11 protein-coding genes are annotated in these 17,803 nt (G+C 69.9%); 8 read left to right on the forward strand and 3 right to left on the reverse strand.

Going from position 1 to position 17,803, the window contains the following annotated elements:
• Positions 1-410: 410 nt before the first annotated feature.
• The 8 genes from MCHT01_RS13680 to MCHT01_RS13715 all read left to right on the forward strand — a co-directional run bounded on the left by MCHT01_RS13680 (position 411) and on the right by MCHT01_RS13715 (position 11,128).
• Positions 411-3,089 carry a TonB-dependent receptor plug domain-containing protein gene (locus tag MCHT01_RS13680; RefSeq protein ID WP_067065906.1) on the forward strand — a complete coding sequence of 893 codons (2,679 nt, stop codon included), beginning with the start codon at positions 411-413 and terminating at the stop codon, positions 3,087-3,089.
• Between the two features lie 164 nt (positions 3,090-3,253).
• Positions 3,254-4,495 (forward strand): geranylgeranyl reductase family protein, encoded by a 1,242-nt coding sequence (locus tag MCHT01_RS13685; protein ID WP_067065907.1) that lies wholly within the window; start codon positions 3,254-3,256, stop codon positions 4,493-4,495.
• 18 nt (positions 4,496-4,513) lie between these two features.
• On the forward strand, positions 4,514-5,269 hold the full coding sequence (locus tag MCHT01_RS13690; RefSeq protein WP_067065908.1) for a class II glutamine amidotransferase: 756 nt from the start codon (positions 4,514-4,516) through the stop codon (positions 5,267-5,269).
• Between the two features lie 137 nt (positions 5,270-5,406).
• Positions 5,407-6,492 carry a glycosyltransferase family 2 protein gene (locus MCHT01_RS13695; RefSeq protein WP_084452599.1) on the forward strand — a complete coding sequence of 362 codons (1,086 nt, stop codon included), beginning with the start codon at positions 5,407-5,409 and terminating at the stop codon, positions 6,490-6,492.
• A complete protein-coding gene (locus MCHT01_RS13700) occupies positions 6,489-8,162 on the forward strand; it encodes an ArnT family glycosyltransferase (protein WP_067065909.1) in 1,674 nt (557 codons plus the stop codon). The genes MCHT01_RS13695 and MCHT01_RS13700 overlap by 4 nt, the downstream gene beginning before the upstream one ends.
• Positions 8,159-9,016, forward strand: coding sequence for a ChbG/HpnK family deacetylase (locus MCHT01_RS13705; protein WP_067065910.1), 858 nt, complete (start codon positions 8,159-8,161; stop codon positions 9,014-9,016). Before MCHT01_RS13700 ends, MCHT01_RS13705 begins: the two co-directional genes overlap by 4 nt.
• A gap of 126 nt (positions 9,017-9,142) precedes the next feature.
• Positions 9,143-10,246 (forward strand): sensor histidine kinase, encoded by a 1,104-nt coding sequence (locus tag MCHT01_RS13710; protein ID WP_067065911.1) that lies wholly within the window; start codon positions 9,143-9,145, stop codon positions 10,244-10,246.
• A 90-nt stretch (positions 10,247-10,336) separates the two neighbouring features.
• A complete protein-coding gene (locus tag MCHT01_RS13715) occupies positions 10,337-11,128 on the forward strand; it encodes a LytR/AlgR family response regulator transcription factor (protein ID WP_067065912.1) in 792 nt (263 codons plus the stop codon).
• A 287-nt stretch (positions 11,129-11,415) separates the two neighbouring features.
• Here the strand turns inward: MCHT01_RS13715 and MCHT01_RS13720 are convergent, their stop codons facing one another.
• Genes MCHT01_RS13720 through MCHT01_RS13730 form a run of 3 tightly spaced genes read right to left on the reverse strand, consistent with a single transcriptional unit; the run spans position 11,416 to position 17,354 of the window.
• Positions 11,416-12,831: an efflux transporter outer membrane subunit gene (locus MCHT01_RS13720; protein ID WP_169806132.1), complete on the reverse strand. Its 1,416-nt coding sequence runs from the start codon at positions 12,829-12,831 to the stop codon at positions 11,416-11,418.
• A 20-nt stretch (positions 12,832-12,851) separates the two neighbouring features.
• Positions 12,852-16,154 (reverse strand): efflux RND transporter permease subunit, encoded by a 3,303-nt coding sequence (locus MCHT01_RS13725; protein ID WP_067065914.1) that lies wholly within the window; start codon positions 16,152-16,154, stop codon positions 12,852-12,854.
• A gap of 18 nt (positions 16,155-16,172) precedes the next feature.
• Complete coding sequence (locus MCHT01_RS13730) at positions 16,173-17,354, reverse strand: efflux RND transporter periplasmic adaptor subunit (protein ID WP_067065915.1); 1,182 nt, start codon at positions 17,352-17,354, stop codon at positions 16,173-16,175.
• Positions 17,355-17,803 lie beyond the last annotated feature (449 nt).

Genomic DNA, 17,803 nt, shown 5'->3' on the forward strand with positions numbered 1-17,803 from the left:
ATGTCTTGTTGCACATGAGAAACGGCATGGGGATGACGTTGGTCATAAGCAACATCGCACCGGGCCTTGCGAATGAGCCGTTCGGATCCTTGTCCGCCATTCGCCCGCCTCTGAGGCGCCATCTCCGCCTCACCCGTCGCGTCGCCCCACCCTGGTGCGCCGTTTGCCCTCGCACCACACCGGGGCGCATCCGTTGCTCACGTGCGACTTCATTGCGTAAATTTGTTAAGGGTTAACCCTCGATAGCCGGGTTTCTACCCGGCATGCGCACGGGAGCAACATCGGGAAACACGACGCTCAGCACACTGTTTTGTCAGCGCCATGACGACACCTGTCCATTGGCGCTTTTTCGCGGCGCTACCGCGCCGTCTCGGCGTTTACACGCGCCGTCCATGCATAGGAGTGCAGAGATGTACAAGCTGAACGCGGTGAGCCTGGCAGTCGCCGCCACCGTCGCGGCCGCGTCGTTCCCGACGCTGGCCCAGGAACAGGACCAGACCAAGCTGGAGCGCGTGGTCGTCACGGGCTCCGCCATCAAGCGCATCGACGCCGAGACCGCGGTCCCGGTGACGGTCGTGAAGATGGATGACCTGCGCAAGTCGGGCATCACGTCGGTCGAGCAGGTCATGGCCAACCTGACCTCGGTCCAGGCCTCGACCAACACGACCCAGTCGGTGGGCTCGAGCAGCGGCGGCGCCTCGTTCGCCGACATGCGCGGCATCGGTGCCGACAAGACCCTGGTGCTGCTGAACGGCCAGCGCATCGCCAACAACGCGGTCGACGGCTCGGCGCCCGACCTGAACATGATCCCGTTCGCGGCCATCGACCGCATCGAAGTGCTGCGTGACGGCGCCTCGTCGCTGTACGGCACCGACGCCATCGGCGGCGTGATCAACTTCATCACCAAGTCGAACTACCAGGGCGGCACCATCACCGTCGGTTTCGACTCGCCCGAGAAGTCCGGCGGCAAGTCCCGCACCGTCAACGCCGGCTTCGGCTACGGCGACCTGGACAAGCAGGGCTTCAACATCTTCGGTTTCGCCAGCTACCGCAAGTCGGACCCGATCAACGGCCTGCAGCGCCCCTACAACGCGCGCACCAACGGCGGCCTGTCCTACAGCACCGACCCGGCCAACTACACGCAGGACGGCAAGACCTTCTACAACCCCGCCGGCAGCGCCTGCGGCGGCCAGCAGATGGTCAACGTCGACGGCGACTGCCTGCTGACGACCTCCTCGTTCGTGGACTACGCGCCCAAGACCGAGACCGCCTCCGGCATGCTCAAGGGCACCTTCGCGGTCAACGCGGACCTGACCCTGGGCGCCGAGCTGTTCGTCACCCAGAACAAGGTGACCACCACCGTCGCCCCCGTGCCTTACGGCGGCTACGTGATCAACCCGGGCACCCAGTACTACCCGAACAACCCGGCCCTGAGCCCGACCTTCAACGACGGTCTGGCCGGCCAGACCTTCAACGCCCCGTCGAGCGCCTTCCCCAACCCGGCGGTGGTGCAGCCCGGCTACGCGTACGTCTACTGGCGTGACTTCCCCAACGGGGATCGCGTCCAGATGAACAAGAACAACCAGAGCCGCCTGCTGCTGACCGCGGAAGGCAACGGCCTGGGCTGGGATTACTCCGGCGCGTTCTCGTACAACCGCAACAAGGTCGACCAGTACCTGGTGGGCGGCTACGCCAACGGCGACATGATCGGCGAAGGCCTGCTGACCGGCGTGATCAACCCGTTCGGCCAGCAGTCCGCCGCGGCCACGCAGCTGCTGCAGGACGCCGCCCTGAGCGGCCGTCTGCAGTACGCCACCGGCACCGTGGAGAACCTGAACGCGCACGCCAGCCGTGAAGTGGGCGACTGGCTGAACGTCGGCCGCGCCGCGCAGCTGGCGCTGGGCGTCGAGTTCCGCCACGAGAAGTTCGAGTCGGCCGCCGACGTCGACTTCGCCCAGAAGGTGGTCGCCTCCACCGGCGTGGACCCCAACTTCCGCTCGGAAGGGTCGCGCAAGGTCTACGCGCTGTACGGCGAGCTGAACGTGCCGGTGCTCAAGACGCTGGACCTGACCGCCTCGCTGCGTCATGACAAGTACAGCGACTTCGGCAGCTCGACCAACCCCAAGGTCAGCTTCCGCTTCCAGCCGATGAAGGAACTGCTGGTGCGCGGCTCGGCCTCGACCGGCTTCCGCGCCCCGACGCTGTATGAGCTGTACGGCAACTCGTCGTTCACGAACACGGGCGGCAACTACGCCAACCCGCTGACCTGCCCCGACGGCACCGGCACGCAGTGCAAGGGCCAGTTCCAGGTCATGAACTCGGGCAACCCGAACCTGAAGCCCGAGAAGTCCAAGACCGCCACCCTGGGCTTCGTGTACGAGCCGATCTCGAACGCCAGCTTCGGCATCGACTTCTGGTGGGTGCAGCTGAAGGATCACATCGGCTCGATCCCGCAGTTCGCGCTGTTCAACAGCTACTACGACTACCCCGCGCTGCAGCAGTACTTCCACTTCGCGCCGGGCAACACGCTGTCGCTGTCGAGCCTGGGCTGCCCGGGCACGAACTGCGGCTACGTCGACCAGACGCTGCTGAACCTGGGCAAGGTCCGCACCAACGGCCTGGACCTGAGCGCGCAGTACCGTCTGCCGACCAAGATCGGCCAGTTCGACTTCGCGCTGAACAGCACCTACGTCGCCAAGTACGAGTTCCAGGACTTCAAGGACGGCTACTGGGTCCAGAACGTGGGCACCTACGGCGAGTCCGGCCCGGTCTTCCGCTGGCAGCACAACCTGACGACGAACTGGAAGTACGACACCTTCGGTGCCGGCGTCGTGATGCGCTACAAGTCGGGCTACGCCGACTTCGACCCGAGCACCCATGCCCGCGTCGCGTCGTACACGACCTTCGACCTGTTCGGCAGCTGGGCGCCGCGCAAGGACCTGGCGCTGACGCTGGGCGTGCGCAACCTGTTCGACCGCGCTCCCCCGTTCACCAACCAGGAAGACCTGTTCCAGGGCGGTGGCTGGGATTCGCGCTACGTCGACCCGACGGGCCGCGCCTACTACGTGCGCGCGACCTACTCGTTCTGAGGAACGTCGGATCGCCAGCGGCGACGGGCCTTCGGGCCCTCGCCCCGCGACAGGGCGGGAGGGGAGACCCTCCCGCCCTTTTTCGTTCCAGGGCTCATTCCGGGCCATGCCGGACGCGGGCTCCCTAGAATGGCCGATTCCCGCCACCCTCGCGAAATCCATTCATGTCCGTCGTGTCGACCTCGGCCCTGCCCACGTCCTGCCAAGTCCTGATCATCGGCGCCGGTCCCGCCGGCAGCGCCACCGCGCGCTGGCTGGCCCGCGCGGGGCTGGACGTGGTGATGGTGGACCAGCAGCCGCTGGGCCGCGACAAGGTCTGCGGCGACGGCCTGATCCCCGATGCCCACAAGGCGCTGGAGCGCCTGGGCCTGCTGGACCGCGTGATGGCGCGCGCGCAGCGCGCCTCGCACGTCGGCTGCATCGGGCCGCGCGGCGGCCGCATCGACGTGCCCGGCCACCTGGCCGTGCTGCCGCGCAAGGTGCTGGACGAGATCCTCAACCTGGGCGCGCAGGAATCGGGCGCCCGCTTCATCGCCCCGGCCCGCTTCGAGGCGGCGCTGGAGGACGCGCGGGGCCGCGTGCGCGGCGCCCGCCTGCTGATCGACGGCCAGGCCCACGAGATCGCCGCCGACTGGGTCGTGCTGGCCACCGGCGCCGTGCCCAAGGCGCTGACCGCCGCCGGCATGTGCGAGCGCCACACCCCGAGCGGCGTCGCGCTGCGCGGCTACGTCCGCGCGCCCGCGCTGGTGGGCGAGATCAAGGCGCTGGAAGTCGTGTGGTGCAAGCCGGTGCAGCCGGGTTACGGCTGGATCTTCCCGGCGCCGGACGGCAGCTTCAACATCGGCGTCGGCGTGACCGACAGCCACAAGGACATGGCCGGCAAGGGCCAGAAGAAGGACGTCAACCTGCGCGCCATCTTCGACGCCTTCGTCGAGCATTACCCGCCCGCCAAGCGCCTGATGGCCGAGGGCGAGCTGATCGGCGAACTCAAGGGCGCCCCACTGCGCTGCACGCTCAAGGGCGCGCGCTGGAGCCGCCCCGGTCTGCTGGTGACCGGCGAGGCGGCCGGCTCCACCTACTCCTTCACCGGCGAGGGCATCGGCAAGGCGATGGAGACGGGCCTGCTGGCCGCCGAGGCCATCCTGGCGCATCGCGGCGCCGCTGTCGCCGAGGACGCACGCGTGCGCGAGCTGTACGAGCAGGGCCTGCGCGCGCTGCAACCCAAGTACGACCTCTACGAGCGTGGCAACCGCGTCAACCGCTTCCCCTGGCTGGCGGATCTGCTGATCTGGCGCGCGAAGAAGAGCGACCGCCTGCTGCGCCGCATGAGCGGCGTGCTCAACGAGACCAGCAACCCCGGCAACCTCGTCAGCCTCAAGGGCCTGACGCGGCTGTTCCTCGAGTGACCCGGGCCGGAGACCGCCATGTGCCAGCTCATGGGCATGAATGCCCGCCGACCGACCGACGTGATGTTCAGCTTCGCGGGCCTGACCACGCGGGCGCATGAACACAAGGACGGCTTCGGCATCGCCTTCTTCGAGGGCCGCGGCCTGCGCCATTTCGTCGACCACCACAGCGCGCGCGTCTCGCCGCTGGCGGAGCTGGTCAAGACCTACCCGATCCGCAGCGACGTCGTCATCGCCCACATCCGCAAGGCCACGCAGGGCGTGGTCTCGCTGGAGAACACGCATCCGTTCGTGCGCGAGCTGTGGGGCCGCTACTGGGTCTTCGCCCACAACGGCGACCTGAAGGGCTTCAGCCCGCGGCTGCACGCGGCCTTCAAGCCGGTGGGCCAGACCGACAGCGAGCAGGCCTTCTGCTGGCTGATGCAGGAGCTGTCCAAGGCGCATGCGCGGATGCCGGCGATCGAGGAGCTCAACCACACGCTGCGCGAGCTGCTGCCCCAGCTCAACCGCCACGGCACCTTCAACATGCTGCTGTCCAACGGGCAGGCGCTGTGGGCGCACGGCTCGACCCATCTGCACTACCTGCTGCGCCAGCCGCCCTTCGGCGCGGTGACGCTGCAGGACGAGGACCTGACGGTGGATCTGGCGGCCAAGACCACCGAGGACGATCGCATCGCCATCGTCGCCACCGAGCCGCTGACCCGCGGCGAGGCCTGGTGCCCGATCGAGCCCGGCACGCTGAAGGTCTTCGTCGGCGGCGAGGTCTTCTGCTGAAGGCCGACTGAAGCCGCTCTGAAGCGCGGCTGAAATCCGATCGGTCCGCGCCCGGTGTCACGGGACCGTCAGCGATCAGAAGGCTTGCGGACAGCCTTCTTCAGCATCCGCTCAGCCTCCGGGTTCACCCTGAGGGGATGCATGTCTCCTTCCATCCCGACGGCGAGGGCCCGACGGCCTGGGCCGCCGGCTCGGCCGCGCCGGCGATCGACGTGGCGTCGCCCGCGAGCGCGGTGCGCCTGGACGGCGTCCATCGCGGCGCCGCGACGCCGACGCTCTCCTGCATCGTCCCGGCGTTCAACGAGGCCGCCAACCTGCGCGAGCTGCTGCCGCGCCTGCGCGCGACGCTGGAGGCCTGCGCCGCGACGGGCCTGGGCGGCTGGGAGATCCTGGTCGTCGACGACGGCAGCGCCGACGGCACGGCCGAGCTGCTGCGCCGATGGAGCCTGGAGCCCGGCGTGCGCGGCATCCGCCTGTCCCGCAACTTCGGCAAGGAGGCCGCGCTGAGCGCCGGCCTGGTCGAGGCGCATGGCGACCTGGTCCTCATGATGGACGCCGACCTGCAGCACGATCCGGCGTTGATCCCCGCGTTCCTGCAGGCCTGGCGGCGCGGTGCCGACATGGTCTACGCCGTGCGCGAGCACCGCGAGGACGAGGGCGCGCTCAAGCGCTGGGGCAGCCGCGGCTTCTACACGCTGCTCAACCGCGGCGCGCGTTTCCAGGTGCCGGCCGACGCCGGTGACTTCCGCCTGATGGATCGCCGCGTGGTGGACACGCTGCTGGCCCTGCCCGAGCGCAACCGTTTCATGAAGGGCCTGTACGCCTGGGTCGGCTTCAACACGCTGGCGCTGCCCTACACCCCCGCCGCGCGCGCGCACGGCGAGACGAAGTTCCGTCCCGTCCACCTGGCGCGCCTGGCGCTGGACGGCCTGACGGCCTTCACCAACTGGCCGCTGCGCGCGGTCAGCGCCTGCGGCATCCTGCTGGCGGTCCCGGCCTTCCTCTACGGCGCCTACCTGACGGCGCTCTACCTGCTCTACGGCCACAACGTCAGCGGCTGGACCACCATCGTCGTCGGCCTGATGCTGTTCTCCGGCCTGCAGCTGGTGTCGCTGGGCATCGTCGGCGAGTACGTCGGCCGCATCTTCGAGGAAGTGAAGGGCCGCCCGCTGTACGTCGTGGGCGAGCGATCGGGCCGCGGCCTGCCGGAGCGCCAGGCATGAGCGGGCGCGTTCCGGGACCGGCGCGCCTGCCGCGCCGGGAGATGCTGCTCGCGTTGCTGGGCACGCTGGTCTGGCTGGCCTGGAGCGCCGGTCTGCGCGCGCTGGAGCTGCCCGACGAGGGCCGCTACGTCGGCGTCGCCTGGGAGGCGATCCGCGGCGGCCGGTGGCTGGAGCCGCTGCTCAACGGCCAGCCCTTCTTCCACAAGCCCCCGCTGTTCTACTGGATCACCGAGATCGCGATGTCGCTCTTCGGCGTGAACCAGCTGGCCGGCCGCGCCGCGCCGGTGCTGGGCGGCTGGCTGGCCGCGGTCAGCCTCTACCTGCTGCTGTACCGCTGGGCCGGGGCCACGATCGCGCGCGTCGCGCTGGCGGTGCTGCTGGCGCTGCCCATGTTCTTCCTGGGCGCGCAGTACGCCAACCTCGACATGCTGGTGGCGGGCTGCATCACCGCGACGCTGGCGCTGACCGTCGACGCGCTGCTGCGCCGCCGCGTCGGCCTGCCCTGGCGCGCCACGCTGCTGGCGGCCTACGCCTCGGCGGGCGTGGGTATCCTGGCCAAGGGGCTGATCGGCATCGTGCTGCCGGGGCTGATCGTCGTCGTGTGGCTGCTGGCGCTGCGCCGCTGGCGCGACATCCTGGCGCTGCTCTGGCTGCCCGGCATCGCCGCCATGCTGGCCGTGGCCGCGCCCTGGTATGCGCTGATGCAGCAGCGGCATCCGGAGTTCCTGCACTTCTTCTTCGTCGTGCAGCACCTGCAGCGCTTCGCGAGCACCGGCTTCAACAACGTGCAGCCCTTCTGGTTCTTCCCGGCGGTGCTGCTGGTCTTCCACCTGCCGGCGCTGCCCTGGCTGGCGCTGGGCTGGGGCGGGGCACGGCGTCGCGGCGCGCGCGCGCGTCAGCTCGCCGGCGCCGACATCGGCGATGAATACGGCGATCAAGGCGGCATCGGCGTCCTGACCGCCGGCGGCCCCGGCGCGTCCTTCGCCGCGAGGACCGAGGCCCCCCCCGAGGACAGCGCGGATCCGCATCGCCTGATCCCGCTGCTGCTGTCCTGGCTGACCGTCGTGGTGGCGTTCTTCTCGCTGCCGCAGTCCAAGCTGGTCGGCTACATCCTGCCGGCGGTGCCGCCGATCGCGGCGTTGACGGCGATCGGCTGGCAGCGCCTGCTGCCGACCTCGCGGATGGTGCGCCGCGCCGCGGTCGCCACGCTGCTGCTGAGCGCGCTGGCGGGTGTCGCCATCGTGATCACGCTGGCGGTGAGCCCGCATCGCAACACGCGCGAACTGGCGCGGGACCTGGCCGCCTGGCGCGCCGATGGCGAACCCATCTTCTCGCTCGGCCGCTACGACTACGACCTCCCGTTCTACGCGCGGCTGCGCGAGCCGATGGTCGTGGCCGAGGACTGGAGCGATCCCGAGATCCTGACCCACGACAACTGGCGCAAGGAACTGGCCGAGACGCGCGATTTCGCGCCCGGCGGCCGGGCCCCGCTGCTGATCGACGAGAAGACCTTGCCGGCCGCGCTGTGCGCGCATCCGGTGAACTGGGTGATCGCCGCCTCGCGCGACGCACCGGCCACGCCCTGGCTGAAGGATCTGCCGTCGGTGTCCACGCGCCGCGGCGTGTCGCTGTGGCGGATCACGCCGGTGATGGTGGGCTGCCCGCGATGAGCCGCCGCGGTCTCTGCGTCTGTGCCGACGACTACGGCCTGCATCCGCGGGTCAACGCCGCGGTGCTCCGGCTGATCGAGCACGGCCGGCTCCAGGCGACCGGCGCCATGGTCGGCGCGCCGGGCTGGCGCGACGGCGCGGGGGCCCTGTCGCGCGTGAAGCGGGCGGCGCCGGACCGCCTGGACGTCGGCCTGCACCTGGACCTCACCGAGTACCCGTTGACGCTGGCCCCGCGCGGTCTGGCGGGCTGGTGGTTCGCGGGCCCGGGCAGCGAGACGGCCCTGCGGCGCGAGATCGCCGCCCAGCTCGACGCCTTCGAGTCCACGTTGGGACAGACGCCCGACTACCTCGACGGTCACCAGCACGTGCACCAGTTCCCGCGCGTGCGCGACGCGCTGATGGAGGAGATGTCCCTGCGCTATCCGGGCCGCCAGCCCTGGCTGCGCTCGACGAAGCGCGGCACGGCGGGCTTCAAGCCGGCGCTGATCCAGGCGCTGGGCCAGCACGGCCTCGCCCGGCGCGCGGCGCTGCTGGGCTTCCGCCAGAATCGCCGCCTGCTGGGCGTCTACGACTTCGATGGCGACGCGGCCCGCTATGCCACGCGGCTGCGCGGCTGGCTGCATGTCAGCGGCGACGGCGACCTGCTGATGTGCCATCCGGCGCTGGGCCCGGTCCCCGGCGACGGCATCGCCGAGGCGCGCGTGCGGGAGTTCGAGGTCCTGGACTCCCCGCTGTTCGATGTCGAGCTGCGCCGCCTGGGCATCGCCACGGCCCCGATGAGCCGCCTGCTGGCCACGCCCGCCAGCCTCGCCGAGCCCGCCACCGCCAGCCCGCGCGAGCTGCCCCGCGCCTGACGCCGCGAGGCCCCGTCGGGCCCGGCGCCGGTCCGCCCGCGCGTCGGGACGGTCCAGTCGTCGCCGCCCACTGCCATTCGCCGCATCCGCGGGGGGTGTCGGGAGGTGTCGCCTAGACTCGGCGCCATGATTTCCCCCAGCGCCTCGCCCGACGCCCCCCGCTTCGACTGGACCCAGTGGCTGTTCCCGGGTCCGCGGCGCGTCTTCACCGAAGCCGAGATCCTGCGCAGCGGCCTGGGCCGCTGGTCCACCGGGATCGACTGCTACGTGCTGAGCAACGTGCTCGTGCTGGTGATCGTCTTCTACCAGGTGCTGCCGAGCGAGTTCCTGCTGATCATCCTGGGCGGCGCCCTCACCATGGCGGTGCTGGGCCTGGCGGTGGGGCGCTGGCTGTGGCGGCAACCGTCGCGGACGCGCTTCAACGGCGCCGCGGTGCTGCTGGCCCTGCTGATGGTGCTGGTCACGCTGGTCCTGGTGAAGCTGGGCTTGCGCGAGCAGGCCCGCGAGATGCTGCCCTTCATCGCCGGCGGCATGACGCTGGTGGTCTCCTCCTGGTGGTTCCTGACGCTGTACCGCACCCAGCAGATCGGCGCGCGGCTCGCGGAACTCGATGCCCAGGAGGAACGCGTGGCCCTGGCCCAGCGCCTGGCGACCGCGCAGATCCAGCCGCACTTCCTGTTCAACACCCTGGCCTCGCTGCAGCACTGGGTCGACACCCGCGACGACCGCGCCGGTCCGATGCTGCGATCGCTGACCCGCTACCTGCGCGCGACGCTGCCCATGTTCGAGCGCGACCGGCTGCCGCTGGAGCAGGAGCTGCAGATCGTGCGCAGCTACCTGGACATCATGCAGGCCCGGCTGGGTCAGCGGCTGAGCTGGTCGCTGGAGGTGGACGAGGCGGCCCAGGACCGGATCGCCAGCGCCAGCCTGCCGCCGGGCACGCTGCTCACGCTGGCGGAGAACGCGATCACCCACGGCATCGAGCCCAGCCTGCGCGGCGGTCACATCACGGTGCGCGCGCGGGCCCACGAGGGCCAGCTGCGCCTGGAGGTCCAGGATGGCGGGCAGGGCCTGCGCGCCGGCGCCTGCGAGGGCCTGGGCCTGGGCAACACCCGCGAGCGCCTGCGCACCCAGTTCGGCGAGAGCGCCAGGCTCGGCCTGGAGCCCGCGCCCGACGACGCGCCAGGCTGCCTCGCCTGGATCGAGGTGCCGGCCGTCGCCGCCTCCTGATCGTCCGGCCGATCGCCTCGCCCGCAAGACCTCGCATCGCCGCGCGGCCTCAGTTCCTCCAACCCACAAGACCAACACCCGGGAGACCCCATGACGACGAAGATCCGCACGCTCATCGCCGATGACGAGGAAGGTCCGCGCGAGCAGCTGCGCGCCGCGCTGGAGCGTCTGGCGCCCGAGATCGAGCTGGTCGCGGCGAGCGTCAATGGCGTCGACGCCTGGGATGACTGTCTGGCCTTCGAGCCGCAGCTGTGCTTCCTGGACATCCGCATGCCGGGGCTGTCCGGGCTGGAGGTCGCGCAGCGCCTGGCCCAGCTGGCCGAGCCGCCGCAGGTGGTGTTCGTCACGGCCTACGGCGATCACGCGCTGTCGGCCTTCGAGGCGGGCGCGGTCGACTACGTGATGAAGCCGGTCGAGGACGCACGCCTGCAGCAGTGCCTGCAGCGGCTGCGCCAGCGCCAGGCGGCCGTCGCGGCCGAGCCGGACGCGGCGCCGGCGCCGTCGATGCCCGCGGGCACCCTGGAGCTGCTGCGCCAGCTGCTGCCGCCGCAGCGCGGCGCGATGAAGCCCATCCAGGCGAGCCAGGGTCGCGAGATCCAGCTGATCGCGCCGGAGGACGTGCTCTTCTTCCAGAGCGACAGCCGCTACACCCGCGTGGTCCATCGCGATGGCGAGGCCTGGATCCGTACCGCGCTCAAGGAGCTGCTGACCGATCTCGACCCGCAGGTCTTCTGGCAGGTGCACCGCTCGGTGCTGGTCAACAGCCGCTTCATCTCGAGCGCGACCCGCGTGGACGAGAACACCATGCAGATCAGCCTGAAGGGCCACGCCGAGAAGCTGCCGGTGTCGCGGCAGTTCCAGGGCCTGTTCAAGGGGCAGTGAGGCGGCGCGCGCGGGGAGCCCGAAGACCCTCTCCCCTGCCCTCTCCCGCAAGCGGGCGAGGGAGCTGCCAGCGCTCAAGCAGTAGCGATGCAGTAGCGATGCAGTAGCGATGCAGTAGCGATGCAGTGTCAGCTGCAGAACAAGTTGAAGCCCGCTCCTCCTCTTACTCCCTCTCCCGCTTGCGGGAGAGGGCTGGGGTGAGGGTCTTCGGGGCTCTACCGCACCACTCGCCCCGTCCTACTCCCTCTCCCGCTTGCGGGAGAGGGCAGGGGAGAGGGTCTTCCGGCTCAACGCGCCGCGCTCTGCGCCGGCGCTTCCGCGTCCCAGCCGCCGGCCAGCGCCTTGTACACGCCGATCAGCGAAGTCGCCGCCGCGGTCTGCGACTGCGCCAGCTGGTTGCGGGCCGCGAGCAGCTCGCGCTCCGCGTCCAGTACCGCCAGGAAGTCGCTGATGCCGACCTTGAAGCGCTCGCGCGCGATCTGCGCGGCCTTCTCCGCCGACACGGCCGCGTCGAACAGCGCCTGCGCCTGCTGCTGGCTGCGGTTGTAGGTCACCAGCGCGCCCTCGGTCTCCTCCAGCGCGCCCAGCACCGTCCGCTCGTAGCTGGCGAAGGCCGCCTCGTTCCGCGCGTCCGCCGCCGCGATCTGCGCGCGGATGCGGCCGAAGTCCAGCAGGTTCCAGACCAGCTGAGCGCCCAGGTTGTAGGCGTACGCGGGCCCGTCGCCCAGATCGCCGATGCGCGTCGCGTTCTGGCCGATCGTGCCGCCCAGCGTGATCCGCGGGAACATCGACGACTTCGCCACGCCCACGCGCGCCGCCGCCGCGGCGACCTGCGCCTCGGCCGCGCGCACGTCGGGACGACGGCGCAGCAGATCCTCCGGCGTGCCGATGCGATCCAGCGCGACGGACTTCAAGCCCGGCAGCGGCTTCACATCCGACAGCTCCACATCCAGCGCCGTCGGCGGCTGACCCGTCAGCACGGCCAGGCGATAGCGCGTGCGCGCCAGCGTCATCTCCAGCGCGGGAATCGTGGCCGCCGTGCTCTGCACCAGCGCGCGGGCGCGCTCGGTGTCGAAGCCCGTGCCCCGGCCCGCTTCCTGGCGACCGGCCACCAGCTTCAGCGCGCCTTCCTGCGTCTCCAGCGACTGCTTGGCCACGCGCAGCTGCTCCTGCAGCCCGCGCAGCTCGAAGTAGTTGCGCGCCACTTCGGCGGCCACGCTGACCTGCGCCGAACGCAGGCCCGCCTCGCCGGCCAGCAGGTCGGCGGCGGCGGCGCGCTTCTCGTCGGACAGGCGACCGAAGAGATCGGCCTCCCACTGCACGTCGAAGCCCACCGAGAACGCGTTGCTGGTCTGCGGGCGGCCCAGGTAATCGGGCGCCCGCACGCGGGCCGCGCCGGCCGTCGCGTTGACACTGGGGAACAGCTGCGCATCGGCGAAGCGCGACAGCGCCCGTGCCTCGCGCAGGTTCGCCGAGGCGATGCGCAGATCGGTGTTGGCCTGCAGCGAGCGGTCGACCAGCGCGTTCAGCTCGGCGTCATTGAAGCCTTGCCAGAAGCGGCCCACGGGCGCCTGCGCCAGCCCCGCCGCGTCGCCTTGCGGCGCGTTGGCGAAGCCGGATGCCAACGGCACCTCGGACTTCCTGGGCGCCGGGGCCGTCGAGCAGCCCGACAGGGCCACCGTCGCGGCCGCTGCGGCGGCCATCAGAGTCACTCGGTAGAACATCATGCGCCCCCCTTCGGCGAAGGCGTGCCGCCCTTGGGCGGATCGGCGTCGTCGACGCCCGGATGGAAGGGATGAGCGGCGGCATCGATCTGATGACGCAGCTCGGCCGCGTGGGCGCGTTGCTTCTCCGTGCCCTTGCGCAGCAGCGAATAGAACACCGGCGTCAGGAAGATGCCGAACAGCGTCACGCCGACCATGCCCGAGAACACCGCGATGCCCATCGCGCGACGCATCTCGCTGCCCGCGCCGGAACCCAGGATCAGCGGAATGACGCCCGCGCAGAACGCGATCGAGGTCATCAGGATGGGACGCAGACGCATGCGGCAGGCGTGGATGACCGCGTCCAGCATGGACTCGCCGCGCTCCTCGAGCTCCTTGGCGAATTCCACGATCAGGATCGCGTTCTTGCACGCCAGACCGACCAGCACCACCAGCGCCACCTGCGTGAAGATGTTCAAGTCCCCGGCCTGAGCGAACGGTGGGAAGTGCGACAGCCAGACCCCGAACAGCGCGGACAGGATGCACATCGGCACGATCAGGATGATGGCCAGCGGCAGCGTCCAGCTTTCATACTGCGCGGCCAGCACCAGCACCACCAGCAGCACCGAGATCGCCAGCACCGCGCCCAGCGTCGGGATCGAGAAGCCGCCCACCTTGATGTCCCGCGTCAGGCGGTCCTGGTAGGTCAGCTCGGTCCACTCGTAGGTCATGCCGCGCGGCAGGCTCTTCAGGCGCTGCTCCATCTCGGCCTCGGCCTGGCCGCTGGAGAAGCCCGGCTTGGCCGCACCGTTGATGTCGGCGCTGGGGAAGCCGTTGTAGCGCGTCACCCGCGTCGGACCGAAGGTCGGATCCACCTTCATCAGCGCGCCCAGCGGGACCATCTCGTTGCGCTCGTTGCGCGTCTTGAGGTCGGTGATGGCGCCGGCGTTGGCGCGGTAGGGCGCGTCCGCCTGCACGATCACCTGGTAGGTCTTGCCGAAGCGGCTGAAGTCGTTGACGTACAGCGAGCCCAGGTTGATCTGCAGCGTGTCGTAGATGTCCTGCAGCTTCACGCCCATCTGCTTGGCCTTGGTCCGGTCGACGTCGGCGAAGAGCTGCGGGACGTTGATGTCGTAGGTCGAGTAGGGCGTGCCGATGCCGCTCTTGGGATCGCCGTAGATCGGACCCAGCGTGCCCCAGACGGCGCCGAACAGCGCCTGCTCGCCCAGACCGGAGCGGTCCTGCACCTGCACCTTGAAGCCGCCGGCGTTGCCCAGGCCGTCCACGGCGGGAGGCGGCACGACGAACATGCGCGCGCCCTGGATCTGTTGGATCGCGCCGTTGACCTTGCCCAGGATCGCGTCCTTGGACAGGTCGGCGGTGGTCCGCTTCTCGAAGTCGTCCAGGCCGAAGAACACGATGCCTTCGTTGGGCGCGGCCGAGAAGCCCGCGATCGACAGGCCCGGGAAGGCGATCGAGTCACGGATGCCGGGCACCTTCAGGGCGATGTCGCTCATGCGGCGGATCACCTCGTCGGTGCGGTCCAGCGTGGCGCCGGCCGGCAGCTGCGCGATGCCGATCAGGTACTGCTTGTCCGGCGCCGGCACGAAGCCCGACGGGATGCGGGTGAACAGCAGGGCGGTCAGGCCCAGCAGCACCGCGTACACGATCAGCGCGCCCGACTTGCGCTTGAGGATGCCGGTCACGCCGCGGCTGTAGCCCTCGCTGCGGCGCTGGAAGAAGCAGTTGAACCAGTGGAAGAACCGGCCGAACAGCTTGTCCATGACCTTCATGATCGGGTCCTTGGGCGCGTCGTGCGGACGCAGCAGCAAGGCCGCCATGGCGGGTGACAGGGTCAGCGAGTTGAAGGCGGAGATCACCGTCGAGATCGCGATCGTGACCGCGAACTGGCGATAGAACTGGCCCGACAGGCCGGGGACGAAAGTCAGCGGGATGAACACCGCGCACAGCACCAGGGCGATCGCGACGATGGGTCCGGAGACCTCGCGCATCGCCTTGACCGTCGCGTCGTGCGGCGTGAGGCCGTCCTCCAGGTTCCGCTCCACGTTCTCGACGACCACGATCGCGTCGTCGACCACGATGCCGATGGCCAGCACCAGGCCGAACAGCGTCAGCGTGTTGATCGAGTAGCCCAGCAGCAGCAGCACCGCGAAGGTACCGACGATGGACACGGGCACCGCGAGCAGCGGAATGATGGACGCGCGCCAGGTCTGCAGGAAGATGATCACCACCAGCACGACCAGCAGCACGGCCTCGATCAGCGTGTGGATGACCTTCTCGATCGAGGTCGCGACGAAGCGCGTCGGGTCGTAGACGATCGAGTAGCTGACGCCTTCCGGGAAGTTGGGCTTGAGGCGCTCCATCACGGCGCGCACGTCCTCGGAGATCTTCAGCGCGTTGGACTGCGGCGCCTGGAAGATGCCGATGCCCACGGCTTCCTTGTTGTTCAGCAGCGAGCGCAGCGCGTAGGTGCCGGGACCCATCTCGACGCGGCCCACGTCGCGCACCTTGACCAGGCCGCCGGTGGCGGTGTCGGTGCGGATGATGATGTCGCCGAACTGCTCCTCGGTGACCAGGCGGCCCTGCGTGTTGATCTGCAGCTGGAACTCGGTGCCCTTGGGCGCCGGCGGCGCGCCGACCACGCCGGCCGCGACCTGCGTGTTCTGCTCACGGATCGCGTTGACCACGTCGTTGGCGGTCAGGCCGCGCGCGGCGAGCTTGGCCGGATCGACCCAGACGCGCATCGCGTATTCACCCGAGCCGAACACCTGCACCGAGCCCATGCCCTGCACGCGCAGCAGCTCGTCGCGCACCTGCAGCTGCGCGTAGTTGCGCAGATAGAGGGCGTCGCGGGTGTTGTCCGGGCTGACCATGTGCACGACCATGGTCAGGTTGGGGCTGGACTTCTCGGTCGTCACGCCGATCTGGCGGACGATTTCCGGCAGACGCGGCAGCGCGCGGTTGATGCGGTTCTGGACCGCCGTTTCCGCGGCTTCCGGATTGGTGCCGATCTTGAAGGTGACGGTCAGCGTCATGCCGCCGTCGGCCGTGCCCTGGCTGTCGAAGTACAGGACGTTCTCGAGGCCGTTGATCTGCTCCTCGAGCGGCGTGGCGACGGTCTCGGAGATGACGCGCGGGTTGGCGCCGGGGAACTGGGCGCGCACGACGACCTGCGGCGGCGCGACCTCCGGGTACTCGGAGATGGGCAGCTTGAAGATCGCAAGCAGACCCACCAGGAAGATGAAGATCGAGAGGACCGACGCGAAGCGCGGCCGCTCGATGAAGAAGCGGGAGATATCCATGGGCGACCTCGCGCGGGATTACTTCGAGGCCGCGGGGGCGGCCGGCGGCGGGGCGATCGCCTGACCCTTGTCGTCGAGCTTGACCTGCTGCGGCGTCACGGGGGCGCCGGGTTGGGCGTGCTGGAGGCCGTCGATGATGACGAGCTCGCCGGGCTTGATGCCCTGCACGGCGCGGAAGCCGTCGAACTGGGCGCCGGGCACCACCGGGCGGGGCATCACGACGTTGTTGGGCCCGACGACCATGACGACCTTGCGGGTCTGGTCGGTGCCGATGGCGCGCTCGGGGATCAGCGTCGCGGTGTAGGCGCCGGTGCCTTCCAGCTTGACGCGGGCGAACAGGCCGGGCGTGAAGGCGCCGTCCTTGTTGTCGAAGACGGCGCGGCCGCGGATGGTCGCGGTGGCCGGGTTCAGGCGGTTGTCGACGAAGTCCATGCGGCCTTCGTGCGGGTAGCCCTGCTCGTTGGCCAGGCCGAGGAAGACCTTCATGGCCTGCTCGCGCTTGGCGCCACCGGCGCGGGCGGCCTGGACGTACTTGAGGTAGGTGGCCTCGCTGGCGTCGAAGTAGGCGTAGACCTTGTCGCTGGAGACGACCGTGGTCAGGACCGGGTCGCCGACGGTGACGAGGTTGCCGGGCGTCACGTTGGCGCGGGAGCTGCGGCCGGAGACCGGGGCGCGGACCTCGGTGAACTCCAGGTTCAGCTTGGCTTGAACGCGGGCGGCCTCGGCGGCCTTGACGTTGGCGTCGCCGTTGCGGACGGCGGCCTTGAGCTGATCGATTTCCTGCTGGCTGACGCCCTGGATCGCGACGAGCTTCTCGGCGCGACCGAGGTCGGCCTTGCTGAGCTCCCAGGCGGTCTTGGCGGCGGCGAGCTGGGCGTCGGCGCGGGCGACTTCGGCGGCGAAGGGGCGCGGGTCGATGGTGAAGAGCGGATCGCCCTTCTTCACGAGCTGGCCTTCGCGGAAGTGGACCTTGTCGAGGGTGCCGGCGACGCGGGCGCGGACTTCCACGGTATCGGGCGCCTCGAGGCGCCCGGTGAATTCATCGAACTCCTGCACTTCGCGCGCGACGGCGGAAGCGACGGTCACCGGCGGGGGGCCGCCGTGGTGTTGTTGTTGATCCTGCTGTTGTCCGCAAGCCGCCAGCATCAGCACCAAAAAGGCGCTCGCGACGGGTTTGCGCTCGAAGAACGTTCCGGCCATGCATCACTCCCAATACCCCCGCGGTGTCATTTGTTGCACCGCAGCGTGCGGCGGAATGTACGCGGTACATCTTGCCCTGCCCAGTGCCAGGGGCAATACCTGTCCCTTCGGCAAAGGGCTTGATTGACGAGTACCTGCGAGGTGTGGGCAAGTGTCCCGAGGCGCCCGTCGAAAAACGTCAGGAGACCGTGTTCCTCCTCTGAAACCTAGGGGGAGGGAGGGTGCGGATGGCGGGGCGGAATGTGCGCGGCGGGTGCGGGAAGTCAGGGACGACCCGGCCCGTCCGGCGCCCGCGCGGGGCGTACGAAGGTATGCCTCCGGGAGGATGAAGAGATGGGCTTCGGAGGAGGGTGCCGATGCCCAGCGCGATTCGGCGCTTCGCCGGTGGACGAGTGGATCGCGGATTCGATCCATTCCCGCGGACAGGAGACACGCGGAGGAAAGGCGAA

It is taken from the genome of Mitsuaria chitosanitabida ATCC BAA-476 = NBRC 102408 (assembly GCF_001598255.1).
GTDB lineage: Bacteria > Pseudomonadota > Gammaproteobacteria > Burkholderiales > Burkholderiaceae_C > Roseateles > Roseateles chitosanitabidus.